Source organism: Pandoraea sp. CB10b_02, from assembly GCF_002216225.1.
GTDB lineage: Bacteria > Pseudomonadota > Gammaproteobacteria > Burkholderiales > Burkholderiaceae > Pandoraea > Pandoraea nosoerga.
The window spans coordinates 127,266-147,580 of the sequence record NZ_NJGW02000009.1 but is presented as its reverse complement, the minus strand read 5'-3'; the positions used below and the strand labels follow the sequence as shown (position 1 = coordinate 147,580).

Here is a 20,315-nt window from a genome sequence, read left to right as displayed (position 1 = left end):
GACCTGCCCCGGCATGCATATGGAACAGTGAACTTTGAAGTTAACCGCAAGGCGCGTGGCCTTGCTTGAAGAGGTTTGAATGGCGAGCATCAACGTAGCCCAATTTGCTGCAGAACTGAAAATGCCGGCCGGCGTGTTGCTGGAGCAACTCAAAGCCGCCGGCGTGGACAAACTCAGCGCCGACGATTCGCTGACGGAAGCCGACAAGGCCCGTCTGCTGGAGCACCTGCGCCGGTCGCACGGTGCTGGCGACGGCGACAAAAAGAAGATCACTCTGACGCGTCGCCAGACTTCGGAAATCAAGCAAGCCGACGCGACCGGTAAGGCGCGCACGATTCAGGTCGAAGTGCGCAAGAAGCGCACCTTCGTCAAGCGCGACGACATCACGGAAGGCGCCGAGAGCGCCGCGGCCGCCGCCGCGGAAGACGAGGCGCTTCGCCAGCGCGAGGAAGACGCACGCCGCGAGGCGGAGCGTCTGGCCGCCGAGGCCGCTGAACTGAAGCGTCGCCAGGAGCAGCTCGAGCGCGAGGAAGCCGAGCGCCGCGAGCGCGAGGAAAAGGAAGCCGCCGAGCGCCGCGCTCGCGAGGAAGCGGAGCGCGCCGCGGCCGCGAAGGCGGCCGAAGAACAGAAGGTGAAGGCTGCCGAGGCGCAGGCCGACGCGCAAGCGGACAAGGCGGCCAAGGCCGACGCCGAAAAGGCCGCGCAGGCCGAGAAGGCTGCCGCGGAGAAGGCGGCGGCTGCCAAGGCGGACGCCGAGCGCGAGCAGGCCCGCAAGGCCAGCGAGGAAGCGCGTGCGGCGGCCGAGAAGGCGAGCGCTGCGGCCGACAAGGCGCGTGCCGAAGAGGAGGCGATTCGCAAGCGCCGTGCAGCGGCCGAAGCCGAAGCGCGCGCCATTCGCGAAATGATGAACGCGCCGCGGCGCGTACTCAAGGCGCCGGAACCGGCGCCGGCGGCCGCGGCGGGCGCCAAGCCCGAAGCGAAGGGCACGCTGCACAAGCCGGCCAAGCCCGAGGGCGCGGCCACGGCCAAGCCGGCGGACAAGAAGCCGGTCACGGCGGCGCCGTCCACGTCGGCCGGCGCGGCGGACAAGAAGGACAAGAAGGGCGGTGCCTGGCAGAAGGATGCCGATAACCGCAACAAGCGCGGCGGCATGAAGACGCGCGGCGACACGAGCGGTGGCGCGGACGGCTGGCGCAGCGGCGGCCGTGGCGGCCGTCGTGGCGACCGCCACGCGCAGGACGAGCGTCAGGCCTTCCAGGCCCCGACCGAGCCGGTCGTGCGCGACGTGCATGTGCCGGAGACGATCAGCGTCGCCGATCTGGCGCACAAGATGTCGGTCAAGGCCGCGGAAGTCATCAAGCTGATGATGAAGATGGGCCAGATGGTAACCATCAACCAGGTGCTCGATCAGGAAACGGCGATGATCGTGGTCGAGGAACTCGGCCACCGTGCGATTGCCGCGAAGCTCGACGACCCGGAGACGCTGCTGGAACTGGGCAACGAGGCGTCGGTGGCCGAAGCGCTGCCGCGCCCGCCGGTCGTCACGGTGATGGGTCACGTCGACCACGGCAAGACCTCGTTGCTCGACTACATCCGTCGCGCGAAGGTGGCGGCGGGCGAAGCGGGCGGCATTACGCAGCACATCGGCGCGTACCACGTCGATACGCCGCGCGGCACGGTGACGTTCCTAGATACGCCGGGTCACGAGGCCTTCACGGCCATGCGTGCCCGCGGTGCGCAGGCCACGGACATCGTGATTCTGGTGGTCGCGGCCGACGACGGCGTCATGCCGCAGACGAAGGAAGCGATTGCTCACGCGAAGTCGGCCGGCGTGCCGATCGTCGTGGCGATCAACAAGATCGACAAGCCTGAAGCCAACCCCGAGCGCGTGAAGCAGGAGCTGGTGGCCGAGGGCGTGGTGCCGGAAGAGTACGGTGGCGATTCGCCGTTCGTGCCGGTGTCGGCCAAGACCGGTACGGGCATCGACGATCTGCTCGAGAACGTGCTGCTGCAGGCCGAAGTGCTGGAACTGAAGGCGCCGGTGGACGCCCCGGCCAAGGGCATCGTGATCGAGGCGAAGCTGGACAAGGGCAAGGGCCCGGTCGCGACGATTCTCGTGCAGTCGGGCACGCTCAATCGCGGCGACATGGTGCTGGCCGGCCAGGCCTACGGCCGTGTACGCGCGATGCTCGACGAGACCGGCAAGAACGCGAAGGAAGCCGGTCCGTCGATTCCGGTGGAAATCCAGGGGCTGTCCGAAGTCCCGGGCGCCGGCGAAGAGGTACTGGTGGTGCAGGACGAGCGCAAGGCACGCGAGATCGCGCTGTTCCGTCAGGGCAAGTTCCGCGACGTGAAGCTCGCCAAGCAGCAGGCCGCCAAGCTCGAGAACATGTTCGAGCAGATGGCCGAAGGTGAAGTCAAGACGCTGCCGCTCATCATCAAGGCAGACGTGCAGGGTTCGCAAGAAGCGCTGGCGCAGTCGCTCAACAAGCTCTCGACGCCCGAAGTGCGCGTGCAGATCGTGCACGCGGCGGTGGGCGGCATCAGCGAGAGCGACGTCAACCTGGCCACGGCTTCGAAGGCGGTCATCATCGGCTTCAACACGCGTGCGGACGCACTGGCGCGCAAGCTGGCGGAGTCGAACGGTATCGACATTCGTTACTACAACATCATCTACGACGCCGTGGACGAAGTGAAGGCAGCGATGTCGGGCATGCTGGCGCCGGAGAAGAAGGAAGAGATCACCGGTCTCATCGAAGTGCGTCAGACGTTCCGCGTGCCGAAGGTCGGTACGGTGGCCGGCTGCATGGTGCTCGACGGCTTCGTCAAGCGTTCGTCGCACGTGCGCGTGCTGCGCGACAACGTGGTCATCTTCACGGGCGAGCTCGATTCGCTCAAGCGCTTCAAGGATGACGTGAAGGAAGTCAAGTCCGGTTTCGAGTGCGGTCTGTCGGTGAAGAACTTCAACGACATCACCGAAGGCGACCAGCTCGAAGCGTTCGAAATCACGGAAGTTGCGCGTTCGCTGTAACGCGATCTGCCCAACGGAAGTGCAATGGCCCACCGAGCCGGGAAACCGGCGGCGTGGGCCATTGCATTATCAGCGAGTTTGTCATGGCAAAGAAACGTGGCGTTCCGGGTCGGAATCTTCGCATCAACGACCAGATCCAACGCGATCTGTCGGAACTGATCCAACGCGAAGTGAAGGACCCGCGCATCGGGCTGGTCACGCTGCAAAGCGTGGAAGTCACCCCCGACTATGCGCACGCGAAAGTGTTTTACACGACGCTTACCGGCGATCCGAAGCAGACCGGTGAAGCGCTCAACGAGGCGGCCGGCTATCTGCGCAATCTGCTGTTCAAGCGGCTGCACATTCACACGGTGCCGACCCTGCATTTCCATTACGATCAGTCGATTGAACGCGCCATCGAGATGTCGCGGCTGATCGATACGGCAAACGCCACGCGCGCGAAGGACGCGGCGGACGAGGAGGCACCGCGCGGCGCCCGGGAAGACGGCGACGAGGACGACGGCAAGTAAGCGGCCTCAGCCGCCAAAACCGCACCTAAACCGCGCCCAACCCGCGCCCAACCCGCGCCCAACCCGAGTCTAGACCGCGCAAACCGCACCTAAGCCAACGTATTGAGTGCCGAAAGGTGCCCGAGGGCGCCGAAGGGCGAAAGTCGATCGCAGACCGTGCGCCGAAGCTGGCCGGCATGCCGCGGCGCCGTGGCGTCGCGGCGGCGCGGTAGAATTTCCACGAACTCATCAAGCCATCCCCGCATCATGACGGACCCGCGTTCGCAGGCACCCCGCCAAAAACTTCCCCGCTTTGCCCTCGACGGCGTGCTGCTGCTCGACAAGCCGCTCGGCCTGTCGTCCAACGATGCGCTCGTCAGGGCCAAGCGTCTGCTCCAGGCCGTGAAGGCCGGGCATACGGGCACGCTTGACCCGTTGGCCACGGGCTTGCTGCCGCTGTGCTTCGGCGAGGCGACGAAGTTCTCGCAGGACTTGCTTGACGCCGACAAGACGTATGAGGCGCACGTGCGTCTGGGCGAGACCACCACGACAGGCGACGCGGAAGGCGAGGTGTTGCAAACGCGACCGGTGACGGTGGACGAGGCCGCGATTCGCGCGATTCTGCCGCGCTTTACCGGCCCGATTTCACAGGTGCCGCCGATGTACTCGGCCCTCAAGCGTGACGGCAAGCCGCTCTACGAATACGCGCGCGCCGGGCAGACGCTCGAGCGCGAAGCGCGCCAGGTCACGATTCGATCGCTCGAACTGGTGACGTGCTCGCTGCCCGGCGCCGCCGAGTTCACCTTCCGGGTGACATGCAGCAAGGGCACGTATGTGCGCACGCTGGCCGAAGACATTGGCGAGGCGCTGGGCTGTGGCGCTCACCTGCGCGGGCTGCGGCGCACGGCGGTGGGACCGCTCACGCTGGAGGGAGCGGTGACGCTCGAGATGCTGGCCGCCCTCGACCATGCGCAACGCGTGCAGCGACTGGCGCCCGTCGATGCGTTGCTCAGGACGCTGCCCGCCGTATGGCTCGACGAGACGCTCACGAAGCGCTTCAGCCATGGTCAGCGCCTGCGCCTGGACGACGCGCGTTGTCCGCAGCCGCTGCGCGCCTGCGCGTCGGCGCACGACGCGATCGAGGTCAAGGTCTATGCCGAGGCAAGCGATGCCGCCGGCGCCCGCCTGCTCGGCGTGGCGCGGCTCGATGGCGAAGGCCTGCTGACGCCGCAGCGGCTGCTCAAGACGCAATGACGCCCGCCCGCGTCGGGCGCGCGCAGCCGTGGAGCATGCAGCCCCGGCCGACCGGCTCCCGGCCCCGCATTTCGCAATGATCGGCGACGGGCGTCGCAACCCTTACCGCAGAAGACACCGAAGATCGCCGCGACGAGACAGCCTTGTGCTGCCGCGCTCTCGGCGTGCGTCAGTCCCGACGCTCGGGTCGTGGCGTTCAAATCGTGGCGTTCAGATCGTGGCGTTGCCGGGCTTCATGGCGTCGATCGCGCCGAGCGCGGCGCGCACGTCCATGGCGTACTTGGCGAGCGCCTTCTGCTCGTCTGTTTTCGGTTCGAAGGACGGTACGCTCACCGGGTGATTGCTCTCGTCCACGGCGACGAAAACCATCAGGCAGTCGGTTGTCTGGCGCAGTTCGCCCCACTTCGGGTCTCCCGCGTGGACCGATACGTGAATATGCATGCTCGTGCGACCGGTCGCGACGATGCGCGCGCGCAGTTCCACCAGATTGCCCACGAGAATCGGGCGGTGGAAATGGATGTTGCCAACGCTGACCGTCACGCAATAGCGGCCCGACCAGGTGGCTGCACAGGCGTAGGCCACTTCATCGATCCACTTCATGAGCGAGCCGCCATGCACCTTGCCGCCAAAGTTGACGGCGGCCGGCTCAGCCAGGAAACGGAAAGTGATCTCGGAGCGCTCGCTCTGGTTCTGGGGGGTGTTCATGGCGTTCAGTTCAGCAGGGGAATAGGGTCTTTGGCCGGCTCGCGCCAGGCAGCGCACGGCCGATCGCGCCACGATGATACTGCGAATACGCGAAACGCGCGCCGTCGTGCCGTAGGGCGCCGACGCACGCTTTCGCGCGCCTTGCCATGTATGCGTTTGTGCGCGGCAATGCTGCGCTCGCCTTCGCGCATTGCCGCCACCGATGCCTTGTACGGCTTTAGGTAGCGTTAGGCGGTTCTAGGCAGTTCTAGGCGGCTCTAGACAGCTTTATGCGGTGATATGCATGCGGCATGCGGCTTCGCGCGACCCCATCGACATCGCCGGTGCGCGCAACGGACGAAAAAAACCCCGCCAACGTCAGCGGGGTTCAAGAAGTGCCCGGTAATACAGAGCAGGGCCGGGCACTCGGGGGGAAGCCCTTGCATCAGCGCATCGGCATCAGCGCAACGTGATCGGCCGCCGCGACGAACCGCGGGATTCGCGAATCGGCCGCGCGGCATCGGCGCACAGCGTCAATGCGCCCCGGCCGCGGCGTCGCCGCCACCGCCGCCCTTGATCGGCCGCGTGATCCACACCATCGCGATCATCAGCACGAAGAGCAGCGCCGAGATCCAGAAGATGTCGTTCGCGCCGAGCATCGCCGACTGCTGCGTGACAACGCGATCGAGATAGCCATGCGCCTGCGCCGTGGACATGCCCAGCTGATTGAGCGATTCCACCGAGGCGTTGAACGGCTGATCGTAGGGCGTCAGATGCTCGGTCAGTTGCGCGTGGTGCAGCGTGATCCGGTTGTCCCACACGGTCGTCGCTATGGACGTGCCCACCGCACCGCAGGTGATACGCACGAAGTTCGACAGACCCGCGGCCGCGGGGATGCGGCTCGGCGGCAGCCCCGACAGAATGATGGCCGTGAGCGGGATGAAGAACATCGACATCGGCACGCCCTGCAGGAACGTCGGGATCATCAGCGTGCGTGTATCGACGAGCGTGTTGAAGTGCGAGCGCATCAGGAACACGAGCGCGAACAGCAGGAACGAGACGGTCACCACCCAGCGCGCGTCGAGCTTCGGCAGAAACTTGCCGATCACCGGCGACAGGATGATCGCGAAGAGCCCCACGGGCGCCATCACGAGACCGGCCTCCGTCGCGGTGTAGCCGAGATAGATCTGCAGCCACTGCGGCAGAATGACCAGATTCCCGAAAAAGAGCCCGTAGCCGACCGAGATGGCCACCACGCCACCGGTGAAGTTGATTCGCTTGAACAGCGTCAGGTCGACGACCGGATGCTTCTCGGTGATCTCCCACACGACGAAGAAGCAGAACGAGACGAGCGCCACGAGCGCGAGCATCACGATGGTCGACGAGTTGAACCAGTCGAGCTCCTTGCCCTTGTCGAGCATCACCTGCAGCGAACCCACCCACACCACGAGCAGCGCGAGGCCGATCGTGTCGATGGGTTTGCGATGCGTCGGCGTCTCGCGCTTGGCGTAGATCATCCACGTGACGTAAGCGGCCGCGATGCCGACCGGCACGTTGATGTAGAAGATCCACGGCCAATGGTAGTTGTCCGAGATCCAGCCGCCGAGAATCGGGCCCATGACCGGCGCGACGAGCGTGGTCATGCCCCACAGCGCGAGCGCCATCGAACTCTTGGCGGGCGGATAGCTCGAGAGCAGCAGCGATTGCGACAGCGGAATCATCGGACCGGCGACCGCGCCTTGCAGCACGCGCGCGGCCAGCAGGAATTCGAGCGTCGGCGCCATGCCGCACAGCCACGAGGCGAGCACGAAGAGCAGGATCGACGTAATGAAGAGCCGCACCGCGCCGAAGCGCTCGGTCAGCCAGCCCGTGAGCGGCACCGAGATGGCGTTGGCCACCGCGAACGACGTAATCACCCACGTGCCCTGGCTCGACGAGACGCCGAGGTCGCCGGAGATCGCGGGAATGGACACGTTGGCAATCGAAGTGTCGAGCACGTTCATGAACGTGGCGAGCGACAACGCGATGGTGCCAAGGACCAGCTGGCCCCCCGACAGGGGGCCAGGAGCGTTTTGAGTTGCCATGAGATGTCAAAGGGGGCGGGGCGCGCCCCCCTCCGATTTACAGGGGACGAGCGCGAGCCGGCTGATTGCGCGTGTCGTTGGCGCTGCCCGAAGCGAGCGGGGCGCCAGCGTTCTCGGTAATGATCCTGGCGACGATGTCGTCGGCGTCGTGCCCCACCTTGTCGTAGACGTCGGTCGAGTACACCGGCAGCGCGGGCGCTTCGCCCAGTTCCTTGCCGTCGGTGTTACGCACGTTCACCTTGACCTGCATCGACAGGCCGACGCGCAGCGGATGCTCCTGGAGCTGCTTCGGATCGAGCGCGATGCGCACCGGTAGGCGTTGCACCACCTTGATCCAGTTGCCCGTGGCGTTCTGCGCCGGCAGCAGCGAGAATGCGCTGCCCGTGCCCGCCGAGAAACCGGCGACCGTGCCCTTGTATTCGACCGACGAGCCGTACACGTCGGCCGTGAGCGTCACGGGCTGCCCCACGCGCATGTGTGCGATCTGCACTTCCTTGAAGTTGGCGTCGACCCACACCTGGTTGAGCGGTACCAGTGCCATGAGCGGGGCGCCCGTGGCGACGCGCTGGCCGACCTGCACCGAGCGCTTGGCGACGTAGCCGTCGACCGGCGCCGGGATCGTGGTGCGGGCGTAGTCGAGGTACGATGCGCGCACCTTTGCTGCGGCCTGCTGCACGTTCGGGTGCGTGGTCACCGACGTCTTGTCCGTCAGCGCCTTGTTCGACACGAGTTGCGCGCGCGCCTGTTCGAGCGCGGCGCGCGCGGCCTTCACGGCGTCCTGCGCGTGGGCCAGTTCTTCGCGCGACACGGCGCCCGTGGCGATCGCCATCTCGCGACGCTTCACGTCGGCCTGTGCCTTGGCGAGCTCCGATTCGCGCATCGCGACGGTGGCGGCATAGGCGTCGTTGTTCACGAAGTACGTGCGCACCTGGCGCACCGTCTGCGCCAGATTCGCCTCGGCTTGCAGCAGCGCCACGCGCGCGTCCGTCTGATCGAGCGTGACCAGCGGCTGGCCGGCCTTGACCATTTGCGTGTCGTCGACCTTCACGCCGGTGACCGTGCCGGCCACTTGCGGGGTGATCTGCACGACGTTGCCCGCGACGTAGGCGTCGTCGGTGTCTTCGTAGTAACGCGCGTACAGCGCGTAGTAGGCGCCGTAGCCAATGGCCGCGATCGCGATCACGGCCGTCAGCGTCAGCATCATGCGGCGGCGCTTGCCATTGCTCTGAGCCGGCTGCTGGGCAGGCGCTTGCTGTTGGTTCTCACTCATCATTCGCTCCGTACTAATCTCTCAATGTGCTTTGACGTTGTCTTGTCTGTCTTTCGTATCTTTCGTGTCTTGCGAGTCGGTCCGGGCCGCGCTCAGTGCGTCTGCGCGGCGTCGCCCTCGGCCTGGGCGGGGCGCTCCTGCCCCACGACGAGGCCGGCAGCCTGGGCGTCGAAGCCGCCGCCCAGCGCCTTGATCAGACCGATCTGCTGATCGCGGCGAGCGCTCTCGATATTCACGCGCGCCTGTTCCTGCGCCAGCAGCGACGATTCGGCGGCAAGCACGGTCAACTGCGGCGCGAGACCCGCCTTGTAACGGTCGACAGCCAGCTCGTAGGCGCGTTGCGCGGCGTCCTGCGCCACGCGCTGCGACACCATCTGCTTGTCGGCAGAGCGGATCGACGACATGCGATCGGCGATGTCGCCCAGCGCCTTGTTGAGCGTGGAGTCGTAGTTCGCCACCGCGCTTTCGTAGGCGGCGTACTGGCCCTTGAGGTTGGCGCGCAGGCGTCCGCCGTCGAAGATCGGCAGCGAGATGACCGGGCCGAACTGGATGTTCTGGCTGCTCGGGTCGATCAGCTTGCCGAGCCCGAAGGTCGAATAGCCGAATGCCGCGTTGAGGTTCACGTCCGGGTAGAAACGCGCCTTCGCGACGTCGACGCCCTTGAGCTGCGCCTCGACGCTCCAGCGCGCCGTGACGATGTCGGGACGCCGGCCGAGCAGGGCGAGCGGCAGGTTGTCGGGCAGCGCCGGCGTGGGCAATTCGGCGAGCTTCGGGCGCTCGATTTCCAGGCCGCGGTCCGGCCCCTTGCCGAGCAATACGCCGAGCTGGTGGCGGGTGAGCAGGATCTGGCCGTCGAGCTGGGCGAGCTGCGTGGCGATATCGGCGGTGTTGCTGTCGGCCTGTTTCTGTTCGACTTGCGTGTCGAGTCCGGCGCGCACGCGATCGGCCGTCAGCTTGCCGAGGCTCTGACGCTGTCGGGCCGTGCGCTCGAGCACGTCATGCAACGCATATTGCTGCGCGAGCTGGTTGTAGGTGCGGGCGACGGCCGTGGCGAGGGCGAGCCTCACTTCCTGGTCTTCGGCTTGCTCGGCGCGCTCGGCCGAGATGGCCTGCGCGCGCGCCGCGCGGTTCTTGCCCCACAGGTCGAGCTCCCACGACAGCGCGGCGGTCAGGTCGCCCTGCGTGAACCAGTTGCCGCCGTAGCCCGGCGGATAGATCGTGTTCTCGGTGAATTTCTGACGGTAGACGTCGCCCGAGAAGCTGACCGACGGCAGCAGCGCCGCGGCGGCGCCTTCGGCCTGGGCCTGCGCCGACTTCAGTCGCGCGGCGGCCATGGCCAGGTCGGGGTTGCCCGCGAGGGCTTCGTCGATCAGCGAGACGAGCTGCGGATCGCCGAAACGCCGGGCCCAGTCGGTGCCTGGCCACTGGCCGCCTTCCGAGGGAAGGCTGCGCTGGGTCTGATACTGATCCGGCGTGCTGATCTGCTTGTCGCTGTGAATGCCGGCGAAATTCGCACAGCCGGCGAAGCCCAGCGTCACGGCCGCCAGACACAGGGCGGAGATCGCTGAGCGGACCCGCTGACGCGGGAGGAACGGTGAGGCCGCTTTCATCGCAAAACCTTTACGAGTGAAGTCTTCTACTGACAATAAACAGGAATCGGGCGATGCCGGGTTCGTGAAATAGTGGACCCGGCATGCTTTTTCTTGGAGTGACGGGTCGAGATCGCTTATCCGCTCTCGCCGTTGACGATCACGCGCCGCAGGAGGCTCTTGAGAAAACCCACTTCCTCGGGGGTGAAGCCGCGCAACAGGTGATCGGCGGCGCGCACGAAGATGTCCGGCATGCGGTCGGCCATGGCGTAGCCCGCTTCGGTGGCGCCGAGCTCCACCGTGCGGCGATCCGTCTTGCTGCGCTCGCGCACCAGCAGGCCGTGCGCCTCGAGCCGGTCGAGCAGACGCGTGACGGCGCTCGCATCGATACAGTAATCGCGCGCCAGATCCGCCGCCGTCTTGCTTTTGCCGGTCGCGACCTTGTAGAGCATGGTCGCTTGCGTGCTGGTCAGGCCGTACTGCGAGGTCTCCTTCGTGAGCTCGGCCATGATCAACTGGCGCACCCGAGCGACGAGATAGCCCAGCGAATCGTCGATGTCGTAGGCGTTACGCGGCGCCTCGGCGGCGGCGCTGGCCGCACCGGCATTGCCGGCGGCCCCCGGCGGCGGCGTCGAGGAGGCGGAAAGGGAAACGGACGGCTCTGACATTTTCGTGCTGATGCAATAATTGACTTGTCACGATTATAGCGTCCACTTAATAAAATGCAAGATGATGCAATAGTTGACTAGGCAAATATTTCAACGAAATGTAGACGGATCGCTCTAGTGGAAGGTGCGGTGGGAGGGCGGGGCAAGGGAGCGACGTTTGCGCAAAGTCGGCGGCATGGCCGCGCAAGTCGTTGTTGCATCGCAGAAAAGCCATGACGTGAGACATGCGCAAGTGATAGAATCGCGGATTCTCCAAAGGCTTTTCGAGCACCTCTTTCATGACCCGCGCTCTCCGTAATATCGCCATCATCGCGCACGTCGACCACGGCAAAACCACGCTCGTCGACCAGTTGCTGCGCCAGTCCGGCACCTTCCGCGAAAACCAGCAGATCGCTGAACGCGTGATGGACTCGAACGACATCGAAAAAGAGCGCGGCATCACGATCCTCGCCAAGAACTGCGCCGTCGAATACGAAGGCACGCACATCAACATCGTCGACACCCCGGGCCACGCGGACTTCGGCGGTGAAGTCGAGCGCGTGCTCTCCATGGTCGACAGCGTGCTGCTGCTGGTCGATGCCGTCGAAGGCCCGATGCCGCAGACCCGCTTCGTGACCCGCAAGGCGCTGGGTCTCGGCCTCAAGCCGATCGTGGTGGTCAACAAGATCGACCGTCCCGGCGCACGTCCGGACTGGGTGATCAACCAGACGTTCGACCTGATGGACAAGCTCGGCGCGACCGACGAGCAGCTCGACTTCCCGGTGGTCTACGCCTCGGCGCTCAACGGCTTCGCCAGCCTCGACGCCGACGTGCGCGAGGGCGACATGCGCCCGCTGTTCGACGCGATTCTCAAGCACGTGCCCGTGCGCGAGGCCGACGTGGACGCGCCGCTTCAGTTGCAGATCAGCTCGCTCGACTACTCGACGTTCGTGGGACGTATCGGTATCGGCCGCATCACGCGCGGTCGCATCAAGCCGGGCCAACAAGTCGCCATGCGCTTCGGTCCGGAAGGCGAAGTGCTCAAGCGCAAGATCAACCAGGTGCTGACGTTCAAGGGCCTGGAGCGCGTGATGTCGGATGGCGCGGAAGCTGGCGACATCGTGCTGATCAACGGTATCGAGGACGTGGGCATCGGCGCGACGATCTGCGACGTGGACACGCCGGAAGCGCTGCCGCTGCTGACCGTCGACGAGCCGACGCTCACGATGAACTTCTGCGTGAATACGTCGCCGCTGGCCGGCCGTGAGGGCAAGTTCGTGACGAGCCGCCAGATCCGCGATCGTCTGCACAAGGAACTCAACCACAACGTGGCGCTGCGCGTGAAAGACACGGCCGAGGACTCCGTCTTCGAAGTGTCGGGCCGAGGCGAACTGCACCTGACGATTCTCATCGAGAACATGCGTCGCGAAGGCTACGAGTTGGCCGTGTCGCGTCCGCGTGTGGTGCTCAAGGAAATCGACGGCGTGAAGCACGAGCCCTACGAGCTGCTCACCATCGACCTGGAAGACGATCATCAGGGCGCCGTCATGGAAGAAATCGGCCGCCGCAAGGGCGAAATGCTCGACATGGTCTCGGACGGCCGCGGTCGCACGCGTCTGGAGTACCGCATTCCGGCGCGTGGCCTGATCGGGTTCCAGGGCGACTTCCTGTCGATGACGCGCGGCACGGGCCTGATGAGCCACATCTTCGACGCATACGCGCCGCTCAAGGACGGTTCGCTGGGCGAGCGCCGCAACGGCGTGCTGATCTCGCAGGACGACGGCGCCGCCGTGGCCTACGCCCTGTGGAAGCTGCAGGATCGCGGCCGCATGTTCGTCTCGCCGGGCGACGCGCTGTACGAAGGCATGATCATCGGCATCCACAGCCGCGACAACGACCTCGTGGTCAACCCGATCAAGGGCAAGCAGCTCACGAACGTGCGCGCGTCGGGCACCGACGAAGCCGTGCGTCTGGTGCCGCCGATCGCGCTGAGCCTCGAATATGCCGTGGAATTCATCGACGACGACGAACTTGTCGAAGTCACCCCGCAAACGATTCGTCTGCGCAAGCGCTTCCTGAAGGAGCACGAGCGCAAGCGCGCCGCACGCGAAGAGAAGTAAGCCCGGCGATGGCGACAGCGCGTGGCAGACGTCCGTTCGCTGCGCGCCTGCAACGTCCGTTGGTTGGAAGAAAGCCGGTGCCTTGCGCCGGCTTTTTTATTGGCCCATCGCCCGTGATGTGTCCTGTCGGGCGTGCGGTGCCGTGAGCGCCGCGGGCCGTTGATAGCCCCCGAGGGCGCCGTTGCCCGTGCGGTCCGTGGCCGCGCACGACGGCGTTCGTTCCATTGACGATTCTGAAACACTCGCCTGCCATGACCGAATTTGTCCGCACCGAAATCCGTGGTCGCATTGGGTTCATCACGCTCACGCGTCCCAAGGCCCTCAACGCGTTGTCACACGACATGATTCGCGCGATCGCCGCTGCACTGGACCGCTGGCGCGACGATTGCGCCGTCCTCGGCGTGGTGTTGCAAGGCGAGGGCGAGAAGGGACTGTGCGCCGGCGGCGACATTCGCTATTTCCATGAGGCCGTCGGCGCGGGACGCACCGACATCATGGATTTCTTTACCGATGAGTACCGGCTGAACTACGCCATCGCCACTTACCCGAAGCCCTACATCGCGTTGATGGACGGTGTGGTGATGGGGGGCGGCATGGGCATCTCGCAGGCAGCGGCGCTGCGCATCGTGACCGAAGCGACGCGCATGGCCATGCCGGAGACCGCCATCGGCCTGTTCCCGGACGTCGGCGGCGGCTATTTCCTCGCGAACCTCGCAGGCCATCTCGGCGAGTATCTCGGCACGACGGGCATCGTGTTCGGTGCAGTCGACGCGTGCGAGATCGGCCTGGCCGACGTGGTGCTGCCGCGCGCCTCGTTGCCCGCACTGTGCGAATTGCTGGCAAACGGTCAGTGGCAAGATGCGCAGGCCGTGCTCGACGCCGCCCGCGACTTTGCCCGCGAGAGCCTGCCTCCGGCCGGTCTGGCGCCGGGCAAGCTCGCGCCGTTGCGCGACGCCATCGACCACCATTTCGGGCAGCCCGACATGCCCGCCGTCCTTCGCTCGCTCAAACACGAAGCCCGTTGCGAATACTCGGGCTGGGCGCAGGAGACGGAGGAGTTGCTGCGCGCCAAGCGCTCGCCGCTGATGGTGTGCGTCACGCTGGAACAGGTGCGCCGTGCCCGCAAGCTGTCGCTGGCCGACGAGTTGCGCGAGGAGTGGCTGATGATGCGCAGCGTCTTCAATCTCGACGGCCGCATGGGCGCCGAAGGCGTGGAAGGGATTCGTGCTCTCGTCGTCGACAAGGACCACAAGCCGCGTTGGCAGCACGCAAGCATCGAGGCCGTGACGCGCGCCGACGTGGCGCGCTTCTTCGACGGAGAACGTCGCGGTGCGGATAACCCCTTGCGCGATCTGGGGCTGTGAGCGGGGCGGTGGCTGCCCGTCGCCAACCGGGCGCGGCAGCCGCCGGGGTTGGGTTGTGCCGGCGGCGCCGCCCGCCAGGCCTCGATGGTTGCCACGGCGGCTTGTGTCGCAAGCGGCCAGCCGCCGGCGTGGCGCCGCATAGCTGTGCCGCTCGCGCGTTACACGGCGGCCTGGCAGAACTGCTCGCCGACCGCCTGATCGAGCTTGCGGCACACGCCGGCGATGCTGCCCACCATCACGATATGCGACACGTCGCGATACACCCGCACGCCGTAGCCGGCGTCTTTCTCATGAACTTGCCGGCAAGTTGGCGCTTCTCGGCCGCGGACGTCGCGGGAGGCCTTGGCCGCCTTGCCGGCCGGGCACGCGCGCCGCGCGGTGGCCGCGACGGCGGACGTCAGCGTGCGCGAGAGCGCGGCGTTGCGCGTGCGGGCCGGCACGGTATATGAGCGGGCCATGGCCGGTGCGGCAGCAAACGGGCCGGACAGCGCCGAGAGGCCATACACCGCGGACAGCCGTGCCTGCGACGACACTCGAACGCGCGCTTCACCCAGCGACGCGCGCAGCAAACCAAAGAGTCGAGCCATGATGCGATCCTTCTTTCAATGTGGGTCGGAGGGGCGTGTCCGGTTGCATCGCTTCACAAATCACAAATTGCGGGCGCAGCAGGGCACGGGCGCCGGACCCAGCCCGGCGCAAACGGAAATGCCAATCTTCAGGGAGCGGGGCGTACCGCTTGCCGCGGCGCGCCCGGACAGACGCTTAGCGACCGCCTTGGATGCCGCTTGAATGCCGCATCAAGGGGTGCCTGGATATCGCGTCAGAGGTCGTTATTGCGGATCAGGCCGACCGCAATTCCCTCCAGGGCGAAGTCGCCGCTTCCTTCATCGACGCGGATATTCTCGAAATCGGGGTTCTCGGCGATGAGCTCGACCCCGCCCTTGATGCGGTGGAATCGCTTGACGGTCACGTCGTCGCCGATGCGCGCAACGACGATCTGGCCTTCGCGGGCGTCTGCCGCCTTCTGCACGGCAAGCAGATCGCCGTCGAGAATGCCGGCGTCGCGCATCGACATCCCGCGCACCTTCAGCAGGTAGTCCGGCTGCCGGGCGAACAGGTTTGGATCGCACTGGAAATTGCGTTCGATGTGCTCCTGCGCCAGGATCGGGCTGCCTGCGGCCACGCGCCCGACGAGCGGCAGCGACAACTGCATGAGGCCCATGTGCGGCAACGTGAACTGGTGCGAGCCACCCGCTTCGTCCAGGCGCTTGAGGCGGATGCCGCGCGACTGACCCGCCGCCAGCTCGATCACACCCTTTCGCGCCAGTGCCCGCAGATGCTCCTCTGCGGCGTTCGCCGAAGAGAAGCCGAGTTCGGCCGCAATCTCGGCGCGCGTGGGAGGAAAGCCGGTGCGCTCGATCGCTTGTCGGACCAATTCATAGACCTGCTGTTGACGGGCGGTAAGTTTGATCATGGCGTCACTGTATGGAAGCACAGGTGGCTGTATTTTTGTACAGTGTTTGCAAAAAGGCAAGTGAAAACTTCATGTACTGCATGAAGTGCTTGCGCGAATGCCGCGGTCTCGGGCGCGGGCGTGCCGTCAGCAGGAAATCGCTAATCCTTATTCCGGCATAAACAAAAGAAAAATAATTATTTTTAATTATTTAGTGCCCCCCATAGACTGGCCTCCTACCACACGTAAGCAAACGAGGAGTGCAAGTCATGAGCAAAGCAGCACGGGGATCGAAAGCTAAGCAGCTGGTGAGGGCGTTCGGGAAACTGGGTGCGGTGGCGCTGGCCGCGGGCATTGCCATTCAGGCGCACGCCGCGAGCGTGTCGCTGCTCAACGTGTCCTACGACCCGACGCGCGAGCTGTACGCCGACTACAACAAGGCCTTCGAAGCGCATTACAGGCAGGTCGCGGGCGATACGGTGAACGTGAAGGCCTCGCACGGCGGCTCGGGCAAGCAGGCCCGCACCGTGCTCGATGGCGCGCCTGCCGACGTGGTCACACTCGGCATTTCGGCCGACATCGACGAACTGGCGCAGGCCGGCCTCGTGAGCAAGGACTGGCAAAAGCGCCTGCCGGACAATGCCACGCCGTACACGTCGACGATCGTCCTGCTCGTGCGCAAGGGCAACCCGAAGCAGATCAAGGATTGGGGCGATCTCGTCAAGCCGGGCATCAGCGTCGTCACGCCGAACCCGAAGACTTCGGCCGGCGCGCGCTGGAACTATCTCGCCGCATGGCTGTACGCGCTCAAGCAGCCGGGCGGCAATGAGCAGAAGGCGCAGGAGTTCGTCAAGGCGCTGTACAAGAATGTCGGCGTGCTCGACTCGGGCGCGCGCGGCGCGACGACCACGTTCGTCGAGCGCGGCATTGGCGACGTGCTGATCGCCTGGGAAAACGAAGCGCTGCTCTCGGTAAAGGATCTCGGTCCGGACAAGTTCGACATCGTCGTGCCGTCCTCGTCGATCCTGACGGAGCCGCCGGTCGCCGTGGTCGACAAGAACGTCGACAAGCACGGCACGCGCAAGGTGGCCGAGGCCTATCTGCAATGGCTGTACTCGCCGCAAGGGCAGGAGATCGCCGCGAAGCACTTCTATCGTCCGCGTTCGCCGGAAATCGCGAAGAAGTATGAGGCGCAATATCCGAAGCTCAAGCTCTACACGGTCGACGCCGACCTGGGCGGCTGGACGAAGACGCAGGCGAAGCACTTCGCCGACGGCGGCATCTTCGACCAGATCTACACCAAGAAATAACGGCGCGACGAAGGAGACCCTCGCATGAGTACCGCACTGTTTCCTCTCTGGCGCAAGCCGAGTGCCTTGCCCGGCTTCGGCCTGACGATGGGCTACACCGTCGCGTACCTGAGCCTGGTGGTGCTGGTGCCGTTGCTCATGGTCTTCATCAAGGCGAGCTCGCTCGACTGGGCGAGCTTCGTCGCCGCGGTGGGTTCGCCGCGCGTGCTCGCGTCGTATCGCCTCACGTTCGGCATCTCGCTCGCGGCGGCCATGCTCAACGCCGTGTTCGGCTTCATCCTGGCGTGGGTGCTGGTGCGCTACACGTTCCCGGGCAAGCGGTTCGTCGACGCGCTCATCGACCTGCCGTTCGCGCTGCCTACCTCCGTGGCCGGCATCGTGCTGGCGGCCGTCTACGCGCCGAACGGCTGGATCGGCCGCTGGTTCGAGCCGCTCGGCATCAAGATCGCCTTCACGCCGCTGGGCATCTTCGTGGCGCTGACCTTCATCGGTCTGCCGTTCGTCGTGCGCACGCTCCAGCCCGTGCTCGAAGAGTTCGAACGCGAGCAGGAGGAGGCGGCGGCGTGCCTGGGCGCATCGCGCTGGCAGACGGTGCGCCACGTCATCCTGCCGGCCGTGCTGCCCGCGCTGCTGACAGGCTTCGCGCTGGCCTTCGCGCGCGCCGTCGGCGAATACGGTTCGGTCATCTTCATCGCAGGCAACATCCCGATGGTCTCGGAAATCACCTCGCTGCTCATCGTGACCAAGCTCGAGCAGTTCGATTACGCGGGCGCCGCGGCGCTGGCCGTGGTAATGCTGGGCATCTCCTTCGTGTTGCTGCTCCTCATCAATACCCTGCAATGGTGGCTGCAGAACCGCCATTCGGGTCGGCGCGCCGCCGGCGTGTGATTTCAGGGAACGCTTCCATCATGTCCGATTCACTCGCACTGTCGCCCGCCTTGCCGCACTCGAGCGCCGCACGCCGCGCCGACCCGACCGACGAGCCCGCGCCGGTCAAGGCCGTGCTCATCGGTGTGGCGCTGCTGTTCTTCGCGCTGTTCCTGGTGCTGCCGCTCGTGTCGGTGTTCGTCACCGCGCTCGGCAAGGGCTTTGCCGCGTACTGGGAAGGGCTGACCAACGAGGACGCGCTCTCGGCCATTCGTCTCACGCTCGTGATCGCGTTCATTGCGGTGCCGCTCAATCTGGTGTTCGGCGTGGCGGCGTCGTGGGCGATTGCGCGCTTCGAATTTCGTGGCAAGAGCTTTCTCACCACACTCATCGATCTGCCGTTTTCGGTCTCGCCGGTCATTGCGGGCATGACGTTCCTGCTGCTCTTCGGTCGTCAGGGGCCGCTATGGGCCTGGCTCGACGCCAACAACCTGAAGATCGTGTTCGCGTTGCCGGGGCTTGTGCTCGCGACGGTGTTCGTCACCTTCCCGTTCGTGGCGCGCGAGCTGATTCCGCTCATGCAGGCGCAGGGCAGCGAGGAAGAAGAGGCCGCGCGCGTGCTCGGCGCGAGCGGCTGGCAGGTGTTCACGCGCGTGACGCTGCCGAAGATCAAATGGGGGCTGCTGTACGGCGTGATTCTGTGCAACGCCCGGGCAATGGGCGAGTTTGGCGCGGTGTCGGTCGTCTCCGGCCACATTCGCGGCGAAACCAACACGCTGCCGCTGCATGTGGAGATCGAATACAACGACTACCACACGGTGGGCGCGTTCGCGGCGGCATCGATTCTCGCGCTGCTCGCGCTCGCCACGCTCGCGCTCAAGCTGTGGGCCGAGCGCAAGCTGGCGCTGGACAAGGCCGCGCGGCGCGAAGACGCCGTTCAGGCCTGAGCCGCCGCGGCAGCACGGCAACGCGGCAACGCATCGAGGAGCAAGACGAATGAGTATCCAGGTACAACAGGTTTCGAAACGTTTCGGCGATTTCGCGGCGCTCGACGACGTCAGTCTCGAATTCCCCACGGGCGAGCTCGTGGCGCTGCTCGGGCCGTCCGGCTGCGGCAAGACCACGCTGTTGCGCATCGTCGCCGGGCTGGAGTTCGCGGACGCCGGGCGCGTGGTCCTCAATGGCGAAGACGTCGCCTCGGTTGGCACACGCGAGCGGCAGGTCGGCTTCGTATTTCAGCATTACGCGCTGTTTCGCCACATGACGGTATTCGAGAACGTGGCGTTCGGCCTGCGTGTGAAGTCGCGCCGAGAACGTCTCTCGGACGCGCAGATTCGCGCCAAGGTGCATGAACTTCTGGGGCTGGTGCAGCTCGACTGGCTCGCCGACCACTATCCGGCCGAGCTTTCGGGCGGACAGCGCCAGCGTATCGCGCTGGCGCGGGCCCTGGCCGTCGAGCCGAAGGTGCTGTTGCTCGACGAGCCGTTCGGCGCGCTCGATGCGAAAGTGCGCAAGGAGCTGCGCAGCTGGCTGCGCCGGCTGCACGACGAGCTGCACATCACCACGATCTTCGTCACGCACGACCAGGAAGAGGCGCTGGAAGTCGCCGACCGCATCGTGCTGATGAATCGCGGCAAGGTCGAGCAGATCGGCGCGCCGCAGGACGTGTACGACACGCCGCAGAGCGCCTTCGTGTACGAGTTCCTCGGAGCGGCCAACCGGCTCCCGGGCGAGCTGCGCACGCACGATTTCATCGCGGACGCCGGCGCGTATCGTGTGACGGTGCCGCGCGAGGACCTGCCCGCGCTGCCGCAGGACGGCCGCGCGATCGCCTACGTGCGGCCGCACGATCTCGCGCTGCTGCCCGCGCACGACGGCGGCCCGGGCGTCGACGTGGCCGTGCGTCGCGCGATCCCGCTCGGCGGCACCGTGCGAGTGGAGCTTGCCGCACCCGGCAACGCGGTATGGGAAGCGGAGCTCACGCGCTCGGGCTGGCAGGCGTTGAAGGCGGACGCCGGAGCGACGCTGCGCGCCGTGCCGCGTCAGCTGCGCGTATTTGCGGCGCAGGCATAAGGGGCGGCGCAGGCATAAGGGTGCATAGGCGCAAGGGCCGGCACGGGCCAACGCCGGTCGGACGCCGGCGCGCCCGGGCAG

The 20,315-nt window shown here is 66.0% G+C and carries 16 protein-coding genes; 9 read left to right on the top strand and 7 right to left on the bottom strand.

Annotated elements, in window-relative coordinates; genetic code table 11:
* Positions 1 to 79 precede the first annotated feature (79 nt).
* From infB to truB, 3 genes are all read left to right on the top strand, one after another.
* On the top strand, positions 80 to 3,031 hold the full coding sequence (gene infB, locus CDN36_RS12020; RefSeq protein ID WP_150555961.1) for a translation initiation factor IF-2: 2,952 nt from the start codon (positions 80 to 82) through the stop codon (positions 3,029 to 3,031).
* An 83-nt stretch (positions 3,032 to 3,114) separates the two neighbouring features.
* Positions 3,115 to 3,540 carry a 30S ribosome-binding factor RbfA gene (gene rbfA, locus CDN36_RS12015; RefSeq protein WP_150555960.1) on the top strand — a complete coding sequence of 142 codons (426 nt, stop codon included), beginning with the start codon at positions 3,115 to 3,117 and terminating at the stop codon, positions 3,538 to 3,540.
* 246 nt (positions 3,541 to 3,786) lie between these two features.
* Positions 3,787 to 4,773, top strand: coding sequence for a tRNA pseudouridine(55) synthase TruB (gene truB / locus CDN36_RS12010; protein ID WP_150555959.1), 987 nt, complete (start codon positions 3,787 to 3,789; stop codon positions 4,771 to 4,773).
* Between the two features lie 210 nt (positions 4,774 to 4,983).
* Here the strand turns inward: truB and CDN36_RS12005 are convergent, their stop codons facing one another.
* The 5 genes from CDN36_RS12005 to CDN36_RS11985 all read right to left on the bottom strand — a co-directional run bounded on the left by CDN36_RS12005 (position 4,984) and on the right by CDN36_RS11985 (position 11,068).
* Positions 4,984 to 5,478, bottom strand: a complete 495-nt coding sequence (locus CDN36_RS12005; protein WP_150555958.1) for an acyl-CoA thioesterase — start codon at positions 5,476 to 5,478, stop codon at positions 4,984 to 4,986.
* Between the two features lie 512 nt (positions 5,479 to 5,990).
* Positions 5,991 to 7,541: a DHA2 family efflux MFS transporter permease subunit gene (locus CDN36_RS12000; RefSeq protein ID WP_150555957.1), complete on the bottom strand. Its 1,551-nt coding sequence runs from the start codon at positions 7,539 to 7,541 to the stop codon at positions 5,991 to 5,993.
* Between the two features lie 37 nt (positions 7,542 to 7,578).
* Positions 7,579 to 8,811 (bottom strand): HlyD family secretion protein, encoded by a 1,233-nt coding sequence (locus CDN36_RS11995; protein ID WP_150555956.1) that lies wholly within the window; start codon positions 8,809 to 8,811, stop codon positions 7,579 to 7,581.
* Between the two features lie 92 nt (positions 8,812 to 8,903).
* Positions 8,904 to 10,421 (bottom strand): efflux transporter outer membrane subunit, encoded by a 1,518-nt coding sequence (locus CDN36_RS11990; RefSeq protein WP_150555955.1) that lies wholly within the window; start codon positions 10,419 to 10,421, stop codon positions 8,904 to 8,906.
* A 116-nt stretch (positions 10,422 to 10,537) separates the two neighbouring features.
* Complete coding sequence (locus CDN36_RS11985) at positions 10,538 to 11,068, bottom strand: MarR family winged helix-turn-helix transcriptional regulator (protein ID WP_150555954.1); 531 nt, start codon at positions 11,066 to 11,068, stop codon at positions 10,538 to 10,540.
* A 278-nt stretch (positions 11,069 to 11,346) separates the two neighbouring features.
* Between CDN36_RS11985 and typA the strand changes: the two genes are divergently transcribed.
* Together typA and CDN36_RS11975 are read left to right on the top strand one after the other, a co-directional pair.
* A complete protein-coding gene (gene typA, locus CDN36_RS11980; protein WP_150555953.1) occupies positions 11,347 to 13,167 on the top strand; it encodes a translational GTPase TypA in 1,821 nt (606 codons plus the stop codon).
* A 251-nt stretch (positions 13,168 to 13,418) separates the two neighbouring features.
* Positions 13,419 to 14,531, top strand: a complete 1,113-nt coding sequence (locus CDN36_RS11975) for an enoyl-CoA hydratase/isomerase family protein (RefSeq protein ID WP_287496820.1) — start codon at positions 13,419 to 13,421, stop codon at positions 14,529 to 14,531.
* Positions 14,532 to 14,689: 158 nt separating this feature from the next.
* Here CDN36_RS11975 and CDN36_RS11970 read toward each other — a convergent pair whose 3' ends face one another.
* Complete coding sequence (locus tag CDN36_RS11970) at positions 14,690 to 15,118, bottom strand: hypothetical protein (RefSeq protein WP_287496819.1); 429 nt, start codon at positions 15,116 to 15,118, stop codon at positions 14,690 to 14,692.
* Positions 15,119 to 15,351: 233 nt separating this feature from the next.
* On the bottom strand, positions 15,352 to 16,005 hold the full coding sequence (lexA, locus tag CDN36_RS11965) for a transcriptional repressor LexA (RefSeq protein WP_287496818.1): 654 nt from the start codon (positions 16,003 to 16,005) through the stop codon (positions 15,352 to 15,354).
* Positions 16,006 to 16,253: 248 nt separating this feature from the next.
* Between lexA and CDN36_RS11960 the strand changes: the two genes are divergently transcribed.
* The 4 genes from CDN36_RS11960 to CDN36_RS11945 are packed head-to-tail and all read left to right on the top strand — an operon-like array spanning position 16,254 to position 20,234.
* Positions 16,254 to 17,294, top strand: a complete 1,041-nt coding sequence (locus CDN36_RS11960; RefSeq protein ID WP_150555949.1) for a sulfate ABC transporter substrate-binding protein — start codon at positions 16,254 to 16,256, stop codon at positions 17,292 to 17,294.
* Between the two features lie 24 nt (positions 17,295 to 17,318).
* Positions 17,319 to 18,182, top strand: coding sequence for a sulfate ABC transporter permease subunit CysT (cysT, locus tag CDN36_RS11955; protein ID WP_150555948.1), 864 nt, complete (start codon positions 17,319 to 17,321; stop codon positions 18,180 to 18,182).
* A 20-nt stretch (positions 18,183 to 18,202) separates the two neighbouring features.
* Positions 18,203 to 19,108, top strand: coding sequence for a sulfate ABC transporter permease subunit CysW (cysW, locus tag CDN36_RS11950; protein ID WP_241013946.1), 906 nt, complete (start codon positions 18,203 to 18,205; stop codon positions 19,106 to 19,108).
* Positions 19,109 to 19,157: 49 nt separating this feature from the next.
* A complete protein-coding gene (locus CDN36_RS11945; protein ID WP_150555946.1) occupies positions 19,158 to 20,234 on the top strand; it encodes a sulfate/molybdate ABC transporter ATP-binding protein in 1,077 nt (358 codons plus the stop codon).
* Positions 20,235 to 20,315 lie beyond the last annotated feature (81 nt).

What these genes read in the sequence shown, in the direction of transcription:
- CDN36_RS11985 (WP_150555954.1), bottom strand. Translation starts at nt 11,068, where the DNA reads ATGTCAGAGCCGTCCGTTTCCCTTTCCGCCTCCTCGACGCCGCCGCCG.
- CDN36_RS11975 (WP_287496820.1), top strand. Translation starts at nt 13,419, where the DNA reads ATGACCGAATTTGTCCGCACCGAAATCCGTGGTCGCATTGGGTTCATC.
- CDN36_RS11970 (WP_287496819.1), bottom strand. Translation starts at nt 15,118, where the DNA reads ATGGCTCGACTCTTTGGTTTGCTGCGCGCGTCGCTGGGTGAAGCGCGC.
- lexA (WP_287496818.1), bottom strand. Translation starts at nt 16,005, where the DNA reads ATGATCAAACTTACCGCCCGTCAACAGCAGGTCTATGAATTGGTCCGA.
- CDN36_RS11945 (WP_150555946.1), top strand. Translation starts at nt 19,158, where the DNA reads ATGAGTATCCAGGTACAACAGGTTTCGAAACGTTTCGGCGATTTCGCG.
- CDN36_RS12005 (WP_150555958.1), bottom strand. Translation starts at nt 5,478, where the DNA reads ATGAACACCCCCCAGAACCAGAGCGAGCGCTCCGAGATCACTTTCCGT.
- CDN36_RS11960 (WP_150555949.1), top strand. Translation starts at nt 16,254, where the DNA reads ATGAGCAAAGCAGCACGGGGATCGAAAGCTAAGCAGCTGGTGAGGGCG.
- truB (WP_150555959.1), top strand. Translation starts at nt 3,787, where the DNA reads ATGACGGACCCGCGTTCGCAGGCACCCCGCCAAAAACTTCCCCGCTTT.
- CDN36_RS11995 (WP_150555956.1), bottom strand. Translation starts at nt 8,811, where the DNA reads ATGAGTGAGAACCAACAGCAAGCGCCTGCCCAGCAGCCGGCTCAGAGC.
- cysT (WP_150555948.1), top strand. Translation starts at nt 17,319, where the DNA reads ATGAGTACCGCACTGTTTCCTCTCTGGCGCAAGCCGAGTGCCTTGCCC.
- CDN36_RS12000 (WP_150555957.1), bottom strand. Translation starts at nt 7,541, where the DNA reads ATGGCAACTCAAAACGCTCCTGGCCCCCTGTCGGGGGGCCAGCTGGTC.
- cysW (WP_241013946.1), top strand. Translation starts at nt 18,203, where the DNA reads ATGTCCGATTCACTCGCACTGTCGCCCGCCTTGCCGCACTCGAGCGCC.
- rbfA (WP_150555960.1), top strand. Translation starts at nt 3,115, where the DNA reads ATGGCAAAGAAACGTGGCGTTCCGGGTCGGAATCTTCGCATCAACGAC.
- typA (WP_150555953.1), top strand. Translation starts at nt 11,347, where the DNA reads ATGACCCGCGCTCTCCGTAATATCGCCATCATCGCGCACGTCGACCAC.
- infB (WP_150555961.1), top strand. Translation starts at nt 80, where the DNA reads ATGGCGAGCATCAACGTAGCCCAATTTGCTGCAGAACTGAAAATGCCG.
- CDN36_RS11990 (WP_150555955.1), bottom strand. Translation starts at nt 10,421, where the DNA reads ATGAAAGCGGCCTCACCGTTCCTCCCGCGTCAGCGGGTCCGCTCAGCG.